Genomic DNA, 15,167 nt, shown 5'->3' with positions numbered 1-15,167 from the left:
GGGAAATAATATGATCAAATTAATAGCTAAATCTATAATACTGAGTACGTTGCTGTCAGCCCCGTGCTTTGCTGAAAGTAGCAATACAACAAATTCTTTAAACAGTAAGAATCAAGTGACTGCTAATTTTGCAGTTGACTACTCTCAATACAATACTGTTTTAGAAGCCTCTGTTCTTGAATTGGCTCGTTCAGATAGATCGTACATTTCCTATGATGAAAATGAGCAAGGTCCTAACCTCGGAAGTAACCGAGCGACTGATGCAGAAGCAAACCGCTTTTATTATGAGCAATTTATTGATGATCCAGAATTAACAAAATCAATTGCAGCTATACAAAGTAATCTTCTTAGTTATTTAGCAAATAACCAACTTAGTAAATTAAGTAATGAAGAACAAACTGCATTTTGGCTGAATCTACATAATGTAGCAGTAATAAATGAATTAGCTCAGCGCTACCCAAAAGACACAAATAGTTTATCTTATGACGTGGCTGATAAAAGCAGCTTCTTTTACAAAAAGCTATTCACATATAACGGACAAGAACTTAGTTTAGATGACATTGAATACAAAATATTAATGCCATTAAATAAAAATAACCTTCTTGTAATGTATGGCTTATATAAAGGCTATATCGGTTCACCAAATATTAGAACTCAGGCATACACCGCTAATAACTTAATGCCTTCATTAATTGATAACGCTCAAGAATTTATTAATTCAAATAGAGGCACTAATTACAGCAGTAACCTTCTTAATGTATCGACCATGTATAAAGATAAAAAAGCATATTTTAATGACTTTAATAATGATTTACTTGCTCACCTGAGTTTGTATGCAGATAACGATTTACTCAATAAGTTAAAAAATAAAAAAACAGCTCTTTTTACCATCGATAATTATGACATTACTGATGTAACAGGTCCTAAGCACCGAGACTCTTACGATATTATTATTAGTAATTGGGATAAAGCATTACTGATCCCTCAGCATAGCTTTCCTCGCTTAAACAATCTTAATATTCCAGCTAAGCGAATCGTTATTCTTAGAGAGTTACAAAGAAAAAATGATTTGTTAAAAACAAACGTAAGTGGTGAAAACGCCTACTACGCTAATAACCAATAGTATAATACCAATTAAAAATGCGCAGTAAATGAAGTAACCCCAATAGTTGGACCTACCAATTACTGGGTTTTTTTTATGTCTAAACATTATAGAGCATTCACATTAAAGCTCGCTAAACTTTTCCAAAGACACAGCCTTAAGACTCTAAGCTTAAAATACAAACGAAAACCTCTCTCCTGCATTAATCGATTAGCTCTAATAAATAAAAATCACTATTAGATATATCGAATTAAAGCTCTACTGATTAGTCAAACAGCTTAGATTATTATTCTTTTTCATACTTAACATTAGCTTACAAAACAAACAAAGAGATAATAGGAATTATTTGCATTTAGGTGTTGACAGACAGTTAGATCTAACTGATAATCAATATCAACAAGACGGATTGCATACCACTTGTTAAGGAATGAATTGATTTGTTTCTCGACCCTGAAACAACGTGTGGCGCACGTAAACAGCTATGGTTACTTGTTATGAACCGCAACGCCCCTTGATGTTGATGATGAGTAACCGCCCTACTATTTTACTTGCTACATTGCTCATATCGGTGACGGTAGATATGAAACTAAAAAAGCCCTTACGGGCTTTTTTTATGTCTGTAATTTAGTAAAACTAAATCTCTTTAATTAAATAACCTGAACTCTGGTTAAATATTAACGACGGTTTTTACGAGCTCGCGCTCGGCGTTGAAGCTTTTCTTCTTCTTTAGCTGCTTTTTTAGCTTCTGCAGCGGCGCGTAAACCAGCAACCATTACTTCTTCTTCCTCACGCATTTGCGGAGTTTCCATAGTAATACGGCCAATAATACCGTCGCGTAATTCGTTGATTAGTATTTCAGACATTTTATATGTGTCTATTTGATTACCACCACGAATACAGCCGCGTTTTTTACCTGCCATTTCAACAAATTCCCAATCACTTTCTGGTAATTCGTCTATTTTATAACGCGCTTTTAAAAGCTCAGGGTATGCACGCAATAAGTACTCAGCTGTGTAACTTGCTACTTCTTCATACTCAAGCGCCGTATCACGAATGGCACCGGTAGCGCCTAAACGATAACCTGAGTTTTCATTCTCTACTTTTGGCCAAAGCATACCTGGCGTATCGTAAAGCATAATACCGTCTTCAAGCTTAATGCGTTGTTGTGCTTTGGTTACCGCAGGTTCATTACCTGTTTTTGCAACTATACGTCCAGCCAGTACATTAATTAACGTAGATTTACCCACGTTAGGAATACCCATTATCATGGCTTTAATTTGCTTATCTGCACCCACTTTATGCGGCACTAACTTTTTACAAAGCTCATTTATACGACTTACTTCAGCTGCTTTATCATGTCCAAAAGAAATCGCTTTAACACCATTTTCTTGCTCAAAATAATCTTTCCAGATTTGAGTCATTTTAGGATCAGCTAAATCAGCTTTGTTCAAAATTTTGATGACCGGCTTACCTTCACGCAAGGTTGCCACCATCGGGTTTTCACTACTGTAGGGAATGCGCGCATCAAGCACTTCAATGATCACATCCATTTGTGGCATTATTTCTTTAATTTCATTGCGGGCTTTATTCATATGCCCAGGGAACCACTGGATAGCCATTTTTAACTCCTAACGTATAATTAACCGCTATTTTAACTGGCAATTCATTTAATTGCGCTATACTGACGCAAATTTTTTCAGATTAGTTGTTATGGCTCTTAAATCCACCATTATGAAAGTGCAGTTATCGCTTAGCGATATGGACCGCCACGTTTATCAAGATTTTAATTTAACCTTGGCTCAACACCCATCAGAGACCGATCAACGGTTGATGATTCGCTTACTCGCTTTTGCGCTAAATAGCTGTGATGGTTTAGAATTTACTAAAGGATTAAGCGCTGATGATGAGCCTGAACTTTGGCATGTAAGCTATAGTGAAGAAATAGAACTATGGATTGAACTTGGCTTACCAGATGAAAAACGCCTTAAAAAAGCCTGTAATAAATCTAAAAAAGTGGTGCTATATACTTACGGTGAAAACAATCAAGCAATTTGGTGGCAAAAACACCAACCTAAATTGTATGAATTTAAAAATCTAAGTATTTTTAGCCTTGATTATGCAGCAACACAAGCACTTGCTGCTTTGGTTGATCGTGGAATTAAGCTCGCCATTACCATTCAAGATGGTGAAGTATGGGTAAATACCGATACAACCAATATTGAAATAAAACCGCTACAGTTAATGTAATTACGGTAGTTATACCAATTGCATTAAATTAGTTATCTATTATAGCGACAAATAAATAAGTCGATAACAAGGCGAAAATTATGACATATAGTTGTTCTATATAAATAATTTTTAACGCAGGTAGCGGATTATTTAATACGCTAGAATGATCATGTTTTTAATAAAATTGGTATTAGGGAGCATATGAAAGTTAAACACGTTATTGTTTTACATGGCTTGTATATGTCTGGCTTTGTTATGCGCCCACTTTGTTCACGACTTGAAGAATCGGGGATGACGGTATTAAACATTACCTATAATACGCTCGACCCTCACCGCGATACCATATTTGCACAAATTGATGAGTGTATTTCTAACGAACCTGCAGCGCTTGTATGCCACTCAATGGGAGGGCTTATTGCACGTGCTTACCTAGAGGCAAACTCCCCTGCTAGCCAGAATGTTACGAAGGTAATTACACTGGGTACTCCACATAAAGGCAGCCATATAGCGCAAAAAATGAAACAAAAAGGGTTTGAATCATTTTTAAAAAATAGTGTTGAATTTTTACTCACTAAAAATGGTAATTGGCCTTTTAAAGCTAAGCTTTACAGTATTGCGGGCGATTTACCTATTGGGCTTATGCCCTTAATAGTTAAAGGTAGCCGGTCAGATGGCACTGTATTACTAGATGAAACCAAACTTAAAGGTATGGCCGAACATAAAGTGTTTCATTTAAGCCATACCAGTATGATTTACTCGCGCCAAGTACTCGATTACATTTTAAAGTGCTTAAACGAGAAAGATTAATCCTCAGCATTGGCTGCTATTTTATAACTAATTAAAAATACCACTGCCAATATAAGCGGAATCGGCGCCGCAATGTAGCCAAAAAAATCTGAGTTCGCAAAGCTTGCACCCGCCAAGTGCGCTACTAACCCAAGTACAAATGCGATGACTGCAATTCCTACCACTATTAACTCTGCTTTATTTTGTTTCGCTGTTTTTGCATGCATGTTATCTCTCCTAATTATTTCGACAACATTATTATGCGCCGTTAGGGTGGATGATTTTTGACCTGCATCAATAAAAAAATAGCTAAGTTATTACCTTGAATAAAGTTTGTTTTAGATCATGATTTATATACTTTTGAGGTTTATTTACTTTTGAGGGGTAGTATTTTTATTAATCAGACCCACTTCTATTAATAGTCTAAAGTGAATATAGGTATCAAAAACAGCTAATAGGTTAAAACTATTAACTAGATACATTTAAACGATTTTACTAATTTATCGAAATTAGTAATACTTATCACAAGTTCACAAACAAACGGTTATTCAGGAGCAAGTTATGTCACATGTAAACGCAATTGGTCTAAACAGCGCAAAAAGCGAAGACATCATAAAGTCACTCAATACATTATTGAGTAGCTACCAGATTCAATACATGAACGCGCGTGGCTTTCACTGGAATATTAAAGGCCGTAACTTTTTTGAACTACACGTTAAGTTTGAAGAAATTTATAACTTACTACTTCTAAAAGTAGATGAAGTTGCAGAACGTATTTTAACGTTAGATGGCGCACCTCTACATGCATTTTCTGATTACCTTGAAGTAAGTAAAATTAAAGAAGCTAAAGGTATTAGTGATGGCGTTACAGCCGTAGAAAACCTACTTGCTGGTTACAGCACATTAATTCACATGCAGCGTGATATTTTAAGCCAAGCTGGTGATGCAGACGATGAAGGTACAGCCTCACTAATGAGCGATTACATCTCAGAGCAAGAAAAACTGGTTTGGATGCTAAAGGCTTACTTAGACTAAACCAGCAAAAAAAAAGCCCTCAATGAAGAGGGCCACAAATAGGGATAAATCGTTAAATAATCAAGCGATTCGGTTACTATATTAGTCTCCCCCCAATACTAAACAACGCCCCTGTTACCAGTGGCGTTGTTTTTGGTTTAAGTGGGCACAATGCTCATATATTGGGATAAACAATGTATAAGCATTACTGCTCTTATTATTTTTTCCAATAAAAAAGCCCCAGCGATACTGAGGCTTTGTGAACGTAACTAATTAAGTAACTATATTAGTGTCGTTATTGTTGGTTAGAATTTACTTCTAAAACCTATGTAGAATGATTGACCAATTGGGTCGTACGTACCAGCATCAGTTTCAGTACCAGTACTTGAACCGCTCACACCCGATAAAATGCGTGGTGGCTCTTTATCAAATAAGTTACTTGCACCAGCGTAAAGCTCTGTTGAATCACTGATATGGTAACTTGCTTGAACATCATGATACGTTACTGAACCAATCCCTACTCCACCTGGAGCAATACCAAAACCACTTAAGAATTGATCATCAAAGTCTGCAGCGCCAATGTAAGTTAAGCTCCAGTTAAAATCAAAGTCGTTAAGTTTATAACCAAAGTTCCAGTTAGCTTTATGCTCTGATGCACCAATTTCTCCAGCAAACTCATCTTTATCAGCGCCTGGAAGTGGAATGCTATAACCATCGATTAGGTAAGTATAAGCAAGACGAGTTCTAAACGCACCAGGACCAATATCAGCAGAGTACGTTAGTGTTAAATCAACACCTTCTGTACCTAAACCACCACTGTTAGATACACCACTGTCGATAAATTCTAGTGAACCAGCACTATTATTACCTGATGGCGCACTACGACGAGTTACAAAGTCACAAAAGCTTGTATCGCCGCCGCCATAACATTGGTCAAGAATAAACTGACGAGGTGTTGATACGATTGCATCTGTAATTTCGATATCAAAGTAATCAAGCGTAATATCTAGTCCTGATATTAGGTTTTCTGGTGTAAATACTAAACCTACTGTTACAGAGTCACCAACTTCTTCTTTTAAATCTTGGTTACCACGGTTAAAGCCACTAATGCCTTGTAAGTCAGACTGGTTAAGCGTGAACTCACCATTTGAAGCGATATTAGTTGTAACACCACCATCTGTTCTACAAGCATCGCCAGCAGCACCACCGCCACTATTAGTAACACCTAAACATGGATCGTTTAAACCACTTGGGAAAGTTTGTGAAGGCGGAGAAAATAGTTCATCGATATTTGGAGCCCGTGTTGAACGAGCACGAGTAGCACGTAAACGTAAGCTATCCATTACTTCCCAATCAACACCTACATTCCAACTTTCAGTGCTACCTACAGTTGAATAATCAGATAAACGAACTGCTGCATTCATCGTTACAGAATCAAGCACTGGGATATTTGCTTCTACATAATACTCAGTTACATCAAACGAGCCTTCTGTTGCTGGGATTGCATTACCCGCATTAAGACCTGCTTGCTGTAGTGCATCAAATTCACTACGTGAAAATTCTTCGCGGTATTCAAAACCAGCTGCAATACCTACCGTACCTGCTGGTAAATCAAATAAATCACCTGAAATATTACCACCAATGATTTCTTGCTCAACCGACGTTGAAAGCGAACTAGGTGCACTTACAAAATCAATAGCACCTTGCGATAACGAATTAAAACCATAAATGTCTACTGGTGCACAATTAAAGCCACGTGCTGTCGCATCGATACAGATAGCCTCATCAGTAATACCATCACCATCTAAATCTTGGCTATCGATCACAGCTTCTAAACCTTGACGGAAGCTTTGTACATTAACTAGACCGCCTGAAACTTGTTGCTCTTTTGTTTTACCGTATACATAGTAAGTATCGTAAAACCAACCATCGGCTATTTCACCTTGAAAACCAAGTGCTAAACGGAATGTATCACGCTCTGCTCGTGCTCCACGATTACCGATATCACTTAAACGTTTTGCAAAGAAGATATCTCGTGCGCCATCACCGTCGGTATCGGTTGCTGCGTTATATATATCGTCGGGAACAAACGCGTTACGTAAAAGCTCACCATTTACATTAAATTCAATTGGTACCTGGCCATTTGCATAAATGTCGTCAGAGGCAAAAGGAAATGGCTCTAATTCAGAAACGGTTGTTGTTGCAGCGTAAGTGCCTTCATAGAAAAAGCTATGCTTGTCGCTTAACTCGTAGCTACCATTTGAGGCAAATAAGTAACGTTCTGTAGGTATTGCTATTGTACGTACACCGCTTCGGTTAAAACCATTTGCAGCTACGCCATCGCCGCCATTAGTACTAAATGAGTTTTGTAGGTTGTTTGCATCATTAAACGTAAATGTTTCATCCCCAGCGCTAAAACGACCTTGTGGTGGAAATGAAGATAAAAACGGGCTTACTGCATCAAATACAGAACCTGGATTTGCTACTGGATCATCTTCGAAGAAAATACCTGAAAATTGGTCTACCGCTGAGCGATCACGGTCACGTGAGAAAACAGCGCCTTGATCAGAGTAACCAAGGTGAAACATTGCGTGTCCTTTACCATCTGAGCTTGATAAGCCTGAGGTAAAGTTAAATTGGCGTGACTCATCATCACCTTCACTCGATTCACCGTACTGACCATCAAACTCAACGCCTTCAAAGTCATCTTTTAAAACAAAGTTAACTACACCAGCAACAGCGTCAGAGCCGTACACAGATGAAGCACCACCTGTCATAATTTCAACACGTTCAATAAATTGGCTCGGAATAGTGTTTAAATCGACAGCAGAGCTACCTGGTACACCTGATACATAACGACGACCATTAACTAATACCAATGTACGGTTAGAACCTAAATTACGTAAATCTACAGTCGCAACACCTGCACTAGCTGTACTAAAGTTTGAATTAGTACGACTGATTGCCGGTGAACCAAATGCTGGATTATCTAGCAGTAAATCTTGAATATTTAATGAACCAGATGCGTCGATTGCTGCGCTATCTACAACTTGAATAGGCGCTGATGACATCGCCTCAGCTGAACGAATACGAGAACCTGTAACTTGTACACGTTCTATTTTAGTAATTTCGTCATCTTCTGCAGCCACACCTTGAAATGAAATGCTTGCAAGTATCGCGCTGCTTAGCGCAACTGTTAACGACGATTTTTTAAATAATCGTGCGCTACCTTTGTTAGTTAATGTCATATAATTCCCCTGAATTGTTATTTTTGTAACTAAATAGTTACTTCGCGGATTACAGTAAGGGGATTTATTTAAACACTCTACGTACGTTATTTATTAGGCGTAATCTTTGGTATGAATAGCTAGTTTGATGGGACGAATTAGTACGTCACAATTATTTTATAAATATATTGTACTTTTCATAACAGTTTTTCCGCTAAGCACGGTCTTTATTATTATATACAGCAAGAGATATAAAATAATGGTCGCTTCTTTTCATGCATTAACTTTTGTTAGTAACACTAAGTTTGCAACATTTTTAACAAAGCGCGTGCAAGAGCACCGACACTTTGAATCTCAATCTTTTATTCAGGCAAACAGATTAGATCAGATAGATACAGATCAATACAACGTGCTGTTTTACGAACTAACTAATCTGGCTGACCCTATGCAAATAGTGCATTTAACTGAGCTTGCTAAAAAGCTTAAGTTAGTCATTATTGCTGATTCGGGTCATTTTGCGAGTTTTGCTTTTGAAGTTGGCGCTGTTGATTTTTTAATCTTAGATTCAACTACACCACGTATTGATAAATGCTTTGATAAGCTAATTCATCTTTGCCCGATTGCAAGCGCGGCTGAGCGCCAATATCAACAAAGCACACAAACCGAAAAGGCATCATCACATATCGTAGTTAAAGATGTAGGTAAGGTAAGGCTAATTGATATAAAAGATATTATTTGGATAAATGGTGCGGGCAATTATGTAGAGCTGCATTTTACCCAAGGTAGTACACCGGTATTACACCGCGAAACCATGAAAAATATTGAACAGCAGCTAGAACCAGAAGGGTTTATTCGTATTCATCGCTCAACGCTGGTAAGAAAACAAGCTATCTGCGAACTGATGCCTACTGACAGTGGCGATTATAAAGTAAGACTTAAAAACGATATGTGCTTAAACCTTTCAAGGCGCTATAAAGGGTGTTTAGAGAGTATTATAAGCCCTCTTCAGTAGCGGTTTATAATACTCATATTAATTACCAGTTCTGTTTTATATAACTATCACTTGGATGCACTAATAAATAGCTTTCGGTATCTTTATAAAAATTAACTTCTACATCGCTATTTTTCCATACTTTTTCAAACATGTTTTTAGCTATGATATTAATGTTTATATAGTCAACTCGTAGATAGCCACGTTCTTTTACACCCGCAAAATAGGCCTCTAACGAATCAAGACTATCTAAAGTTAACAGTTCAAACTCTTTTAAGTTAACAACCACAAACTTAATTGTATTTTCAGGGTGAGTGCTCAATTCTTGAATAACACCATTAGTTAATGATGTTATACCTTCATTGTTAAAGCTCCCCTTCAATTTTAAATACATATGAGGGGGCTGTGAACAAATCTGAAATTCGCCATGTGCTCCAAACATAAATTACCTTATATATATCAACTTCTATATATAGAGTAATACAATTTTCCGATTTTGCAGTTAATTTAACAGCGCAATAAAAAAGGCCATTTCGAGGGCTTTTTCTTCTAAGCTTTTAAAACGACCTGATGCACCGCCATGACCTGCATCCATATCGGTTTTAAATACTAAAATATTACTGTCTGTTTTAAGTTCACGCATTTTTGCAACCCACTTCATAGGCTCCCAATACTGTACTTGTGAGTCATGAAGACCGGTAGTAACGAGTATGTTCGGGTAGTTTTGTGCGCTAATATTGTCATAAGGCGAGTAAGCTTCAATTACATCATAAAATTGAGGCTCATTTGGATTACCCCATTCATCGTATTCATTTGTTGTGAGCGGAATACTTTCATCAAGCATTGTGGTTAATACGTCTAAAAATGGTACATGACAGCCAACACCGCAATATAACTCTGGTGCCTGGTTTACAACCGCCCCCATTAATAAGCCACCGGCACTGCCGCCTGAGGCAAACACCTTATTGCTATCACAATAACCTTGATCAACAAGCGCTTTTGTCACATCAATAAAGTCACTAAAGCTATTTTTTTTATGCTCTTTTTTACCTTGCTCATACCATTCACGGCCTAGCATTTCAGAGCCTCGAACATGCGCAATAACATAAACAAAGCCACGATCGAGTAAGCTCAGTGACGAACTAGAAAAACTAGGATCAATCGTATAACCATAGGCGCCATAGCCGTATTGAAATAACGGATTTGTGCCATCTTTTTTAAAGCTGTCTTTTCGATAAACAACAGATACAGGTACTTCAACTCCGTCGCGAGCAGTTACCATTAATCGCTCCGACTGATAGTCATCGGCATTAAAACTACCGAGTACTTTTTGCTGTTTAAGTAGTGTTTTTTCGCCAGTTGCTAAATCAACATCATATAAAGAGCCTGGTGTTGTTAAGCTTGAGTAATAAATACGCGCAGTGCGAGTGTCTGGCTCTGGGTTCATTGCTATTGCAGCATAATAACAAGGATCGGCAAACTCAAGTGCCATACGATCCCCTTGCCTATTAACAACTACAAATCGAGCTTGCCCTTGCTCGCGTTCACTCAATACCAAAAAGTCATTAAATAACTCAACACCTTCAAGCAGTACATTTTCTCTGTGAGCTGTATGCTCAAACCATTGTGTTTTATCAGCAATCGTTTCGTTTGTTGCCGTCATTAATCTAAAGTTTTTAGCTTGCCAGTTAGTCACAATATAAAATGTGTCACCTAGCTTATCTACGTCAAACTCGTGGCCATCTTCACGCGGCATTAATGCTTTAAATTCATCAGTGGGCTTATTAGCATCAAGCACCCATGTATCGTTGGTCTCTGTCGATGCTAAATCAATAATAATTAGGCCTTCGTCGCGGCTTTTACCAAGCCCCATAAAAAAGCTGCTGTCTTGCTCTTCGTAAACCATTACATCTTGGCTTTGCTCGCTGCCAAGCTCATGCCTAAATACTTGGTATCCTAGTAGCGTTTTTAAATCTTTTTTTACATAAAAAACAGTTTTATTGTCGTTAGCCCAAACAACCTGCCCTTCTGTATTTTCAAGTACATCAGGTAGCATTTCACCGGTCGTTAAGCTTTTAAAGCGAACATTATAAATACGACGACCTTCAGTATCTTCAGAGTAAGCCATAAGCTGCTCGCATGGGCTTAGTGCGACTTCTCCTAGCTCAAAAAACTCAAATCCCTCAGCTAATATATTCACATCGAGTAAAAGCTCTTTATTATCAGCCTTTATGCTCGTGCTTCTATAATGGCGAGAGTACTCATCATCACCACGAACTTCTGAGTGATACCAGTATTTCCCGTCTTTAACGGGTACCGAGTTATCGTCTTTTACAATGCGTGCTTTTAACTCTTCAAAAAGTGTATTTTGAAGTGGCTTCATTGCAGCTAACTGTTCATCACAATATGCATTTTCAGCATGTAAATGTGCAAGTACTTGCTCATCCTGACGATCGTCATCACGCATCCAATAGTAATTATCAGTGCGTATTTTATTATGAGTACTTAATGTATGGGCTTGCTGTTTAGCAATCGGGAAATTAGGTAATAAACTTAAAGAGTAGTCAGGACGAGACACAACAAAACCAATTAAAAAAATAATGTGATTTGCAGTTTATCATAAAAATAAAAAAGCCCATCCAATAGTTGGATGGGCTAAAACGGTAAACGCTTCATTACTAAAACCGCTATACCTTTGGGAAGATAATTCACTAACAACCTTATATTTGCTGCCAAGCCATAGCCCAACTTTGTCCAATACCGGGCTCGAACATAAACTTTTTATCGTCACTCGCGCGGCAAAACTCATTAAATGGCCAAGGCCTACATTGATAAACATGCCCTGTTTTTGGCTGCAATACCTTTGTACCCGCATTATAGTTTTCACAATTTTCAGGGTACACGTAATCATAAGTATCAAGGTTATTAACAACACGCTCATCGCATTTTGCAATACAATGAAAATCGACATGCGCTTTACATATACCACTGCTTTGCAAAGCAAAAATTTCATTGTTTCTATAGGCTACAATTAAACCTTGTTCGGTCATTTTACCTGCGCTAACAAGGGGTACATGCACGTTAATATGCTCGGCAACTAAACGTGGCCATGCGTGAGGTTCACCTTGTTCAAGCGAGGTGATTTTGTAATCAAATGATAAACTAACTAGCTCTCCTTGCATGTCATAAAAGGTTACACTCACCACATCGCCAATAAACAATTGGGTATGATGATTTAAGCAACCTATTGTTGACCACTTTCCACAGGCCAACGACGTATGCATAAACACGGCAACACCTTAAGAGTTACAAAACCTTATCCATACACTATGGATACACAAAAAACACACTGAGGGCAAGTGATACATAACAACACGTTATGCAGTAGTCCCGCTACCATAGCTTTATAAAAAGCCTTAGACCGGAAACTTTGCGCCCTAATCTTTCGATTAGTTTGCCAGCAATGCGGCGATTATAATTCGGCCCCGCATAACAATCAAACAAAAGAATGTAACCAAAAATAAAAACCAACCCTTTAAGATTGGTTTAATGTGTTTTTAACTAAATAAATAAGTTAAAGGTTCTTTCGCCCACGTAAATATCAGCAACACCAATAAAGATATAAATATTAGCCACGCAGGCCAAGACGCTTTTGTTACTTTAGCCTCAGAGTCATCCGCTTTTAACTCTTTTGAGCCTGTGATCATCGCCTTAACTAGCGGCTTACCTTTTATTCTATAAACAATAATAGCTAATACATGTAAACCAATAGCATAAAGTAAAATGTCAAAATTCAGCTCATGTAGCCAATTTGCAAAATCAATCGTATCGCTAGACACATATTGAGCAAGCGGGCCGTCAGTTAAAATGCCATCACTACTCATTAACCCGGTAATAAGCTGCGTAATTATAATTATAAAAAATACCATTACCATACAACTGCCAGGTGCTGAATGGCCTAGCGAGTCGCTTGGTGTCTTTAGTGCCTTTAAAATAGCACGAGGAGAGTGCAGCAACCCACTTAATCTCGCGGTTTTACTTCCGATAATGCCCCATATTAAACGCGTTACGATAAGTGCTAAAGTAAAGAACCCAGCAACAAAATGAAGCTCAATCATGCCCTCTTCAATACTAAAATAAAGCACCGCAATACTTACAACCAAAAACCAATGAAAGCATCTAATAAACCCATCCCACACTTTTAACGTCGTCATTGCGCCTATCCTTAAAAAAACAGTATTATCTAATTCGTTAACTACTTTAACATCATAATATTAAGGTATCCTTATGAGCCATTCTACAAGCCGTGCGAGTAAATATCATGCAACCAGTTAAAAAAGCTATTTTAAAAGGCTTTTTAGATATGCTACCACTGTGTTTAGCTGTTGTTCCTTGGGGCATTTTATGTGGTTCTTTAGCGATTCAAAATGGCTTTAGTGCACTAGAAACCCAAGCAATGTCGTTATTAGTCTTTGCAGGCTCGGCGCAACTCGTTGCGATTGAACTTATGGCAGGCAACACACCATTGCTCACAATTTTATTCACAACATTTATTATTAGCTCTCGGCACTTTTTATACGGTTTAGCTGTGCGTCATAAGGTCATTGACCAACCTATGCGTTGGCGCTTACCAGTAAGTTTTGTATTAACCGATGAGCTATTTGCATTTTCTCACCATAGAAAAGCATACAGAACAAAAACACGTTTAATATACGCATTGAGCGCTGGTTTTAGCTTTTATATTGCATGGAATATTTGGACGTTAATTGGCATTGTAGCAGGCACAATACTGCCCGATTTAACCAATTTAGGGCTCGACTTTGCGATTGCTGCCACGTTTATAGCTTTAGTTATTCCGGGGATTAAAAATTTAGCCTCACTCGTTACTGTAATTGTGGCGGGNGCAAGACTAACCACTAAAAAGGAAGTAACGCCATGATGACAACTATTTTACTCATGGCGTGCATTACATTTTTTACACGTTATTTGTTTTTACACCGTGCTTTACCGTTTAAAGTAGGCCCTAAAATGCAGCAATTTTTAAGCTTTAGTGCACCGGCAGTGCTTACAGCAATTTGGGTGCCTATCGTGTTTTTGAATGAAGATGGCATTAACTTAAACTGGCAAAATCCTTATTTAAGTGCAGCGATAGTTGCCATTATTGTTGCCTACAAAACACATAATATTTATTACACAACACTTGCCGGTATGGGGCTATTTCTAATTTTAAATTAGTGCGATCTTTATACTTTATGAAATACTGCACTCAGGTTAAAATGCGGCTAACAACAATAAAAAAGACACCAATATGCACAAATTCCATCAATTAAGCGCAACAAGCTTACAGGGTCAGCCTATCAACTTTAATGATTTTGAAGGGAAGGTTGTGCTTATTGTTAATACCGCAAGTAAATGTGGATTTACCTACCAATACGAGTCGCTTCAAGCTTTGCATAATAAGTATGCCAGCCAAGGTTTAGTTATTCTGGGATTTCCGTGCAATCAATTTGGTCAGCAAGAACCCGGAGACGCTACACAGATAGAGCAAGGATGCTTAATTAATTTTGGTGTGAGTTTTTTAATGGCGGCCAAAGTAGATGTAAACGGTGAGCATGCACATCCTGTATTTCGTCACTTGAAATCGGCTTTACCTGGTTTTTTAACACGTAAAATAAAGTGGAATTTTACTAAGTTTTTAATTGCTGCAGATGGTACGCCTATTAAACGTTATGCACCTTTTACTAAGCCCGAAAAGCTAGAACTTACAATTCAAAAAGCATTAGCACAGGCTAAAAGTACGCTTTAAAAAGTAATAAAG

The 15,167-nt window shown here is 37.8% G+C and carries 14 protein-coding genes, 1 pseudogene and 1 riboswitch; of the genes and pseudogenes, 8 read left to right on the top strand and 7 right to left on the bottom strand.

All coding sequences use genetic code 11. The features are described from left to right. Positions 1-10 precede the first annotated feature (10 nt). Positions 11-1,123 (top strand): DUF547 domain-containing protein, encoded by a 1,113-nt coding sequence (locus tag L654_RS0125140; RefSeq protein ID WP_024589484.1) that lies wholly within the window; start codon positions 11-13, stop codon positions 1,121-1,123. 653 nt (positions 1,124-1,776) lie between these two features. Here L654_RS0125140 and ylqF read toward each other — a convergent pair. Continuing rightward, positions 1,777-2,721: a ribosome biogenesis GTPase YlqF gene (gene ylqF, locus L654_RS0125135; protein ID WP_024589485.1), complete on the bottom strand. Its 945-nt coding sequence runs from the start codon at positions 2,719-2,721 to the stop codon at positions 1,777-1,779. A gap of 91 nt (positions 2,722-2,812) precedes the next feature. Here ylqF and L654_RS0125130 point away from each other — a divergent pair, with 91 nt between their 5' ends. Then, on the top strand, positions 2,813-3,349 hold the full coding sequence (locus L654_RS0125130) for a YaeQ family protein (protein ID WP_024589486.1): 537 nt from the start codon (positions 2,813-2,815) through the stop codon (positions 3,347-3,349). Positions 3,350-3,532: 183 nt separating this feature from the next. Next, positions 3,533-4,138: an alpha/beta fold hydrolase gene (locus L654_RS0125125; protein ID WP_024609379.1), complete on the top strand. Its 606-nt coding sequence runs from the start codon at positions 3,533-3,535 to the stop codon at positions 4,136-4,138. Here L654_RS0125125 and L654_RS0125120 read toward each other — a convergent pair. Then, the gene (locus tag L654_RS0125120) at positions 4,135-4,344 is read right to left on the bottom strand and encodes a hypothetical protein (protein ID WP_007579816.1); all 210 of its coding nucleotides are present in this window, start codon (positions 4,342-4,344) and stop codon (positions 4,135-4,137) included. The genes L654_RS0125125 and L654_RS0125120 overlap by 4 nt on opposite strands. Positions 4,345-4,678: 334 nt before the next feature. On the opposite strand from L654_RS0125120, the gene L654_RS0125115 reads away from it, so the two are divergent. Then, positions 4,679-5,152 (top strand): Dps family protein, encoded by a 474-nt coding sequence (locus L654_RS0125115; RefSeq protein WP_004334993.1) that lies wholly within the window; start codon positions 4,679-4,681, stop codon positions 5,150-5,152. Positions 5,153-5,436: 284 nt separating this feature from the next. Here the strand turns inward: L654_RS0125115 and L654_RS0125110 are convergent, their stop codons facing one another. Continuing rightward, positions 5,437-8,379 (bottom strand): TonB-dependent receptor, encoded by a 2,943-nt coding sequence (locus tag L654_RS0125110; RefSeq protein ID WP_024609378.1) that lies wholly within the window; start codon positions 8,377-8,379, stop codon positions 5,437-5,439. 238 nt (positions 8,380-8,617) lie between these two features. On the opposite strand from L654_RS0125110, the gene L654_RS0125105 reads away from it, so the two are divergent. Continuing rightward, positions 8,618-9,370: a response regulator transcription factor gene (locus L654_RS0125105; RefSeq protein ID WP_024609377.1), complete on the top strand. Its 753-nt coding sequence runs from the start codon at positions 8,618-8,620 to the stop codon at positions 9,368-9,370. Positions 9,371-9,392: 22 nt separating this feature from the next. Here the strand turns inward: L654_RS0125105 and L654_RS0125100 are convergent, their stop codons facing one another. The 4 genes from L654_RS0125100 to L654_RS0125085 form a co-directional block, all read right to left on the bottom strand. Further along, the gene (locus L654_RS0125100; RefSeq protein WP_024609376.1) at positions 9,393-9,791 is read right to left on the bottom strand and encodes a hypothetical protein; all 399 of its coding nucleotides are present in this window, start codon (positions 9,789-9,791) and stop codon (positions 9,393-9,395) included. A 60-nt stretch (positions 9,792-9,851) separates the two neighbouring features. Next, a complete protein-coding gene (locus tag L654_RS0125095) occupies positions 9,852-11,927 on the bottom strand; it encodes an oligopeptidase B (RefSeq protein WP_024609375.1) in 2,076 nt (691 codons plus the stop codon). 142 nt (positions 11,928-12,069) lie between these two features. Next, on the bottom strand, positions 12,070-12,633 hold the full coding sequence (locus L654_RS0125090) for a hypothetical protein (protein WP_024589489.1): 564 nt from the start codon (positions 12,631-12,633) through the stop codon (positions 12,070-12,072). 96 nt (positions 12,634-12,729) lie between these two features. After that, a riboswitch (cyclic di-GMP riboswitch) is annotated at positions 12,730-12,818 on the bottom strand. An 88-nt stretch (positions 12,819-12,906) separates the two neighbouring features. Continuing rightward, positions 12,907-13,563, bottom strand: a complete 657-nt coding sequence (locus tag L654_RS0125085; RefSeq protein WP_007579804.1) for a cytochrome b/b6 domain-containing protein — start codon at positions 13,561-13,563, stop codon at positions 12,907-12,909. Positions 13,564-13,670: 107 nt separating this feature from the next. Between L654_RS0125085 and L654_RS0125080 the strand changes: the two are divergent. The 3 genes and pseudogenes from L654_RS0125080 to L654_RS0125070 form a co-directional block, all read left to right on the top strand. After that, positions 13,671-14,251, top strand: a pseudogene (locus L654_RS0125080) (AzlC family ABC transporter permease); the annotation flags it as partial. Between the two features lie 33 nt (positions 14,252-14,284). Beyond that, a complete protein-coding gene (locus L654_RS0125075) occupies positions 14,285-14,584 on the top strand; it encodes an AzlD domain-containing protein (protein ID WP_004335020.1) in 300 nt (99 codons plus the stop codon). A 73-nt stretch (positions 14,585-14,657) separates the two neighbouring features. Further along, positions 14,658-15,155, top strand: coding sequence for a glutathione peroxidase (locus tag L654_RS0125070; protein ID WP_010554845.1), 498 nt, complete (start codon positions 14,658-14,660; stop codon positions 15,153-15,155). Positions 15,156-15,167: the final 12 nt, after the last annotated feature.

Source organism: Pseudoalteromonas sp. TAB23 (genome assembly GCF_000498075.1).
GTDB classification, from domain to species: Bacteria; Pseudomonadota; Gammaproteobacteria; order Enterobacterales; family Alteromonadaceae; genus Pseudoalteromonas; species Pseudoalteromonas arctica.
The sequence above is the reverse complement of the archived record's forward strand: the minus strand, read 5'-3'. Positions and strand labels throughout refer to the sequence as shown.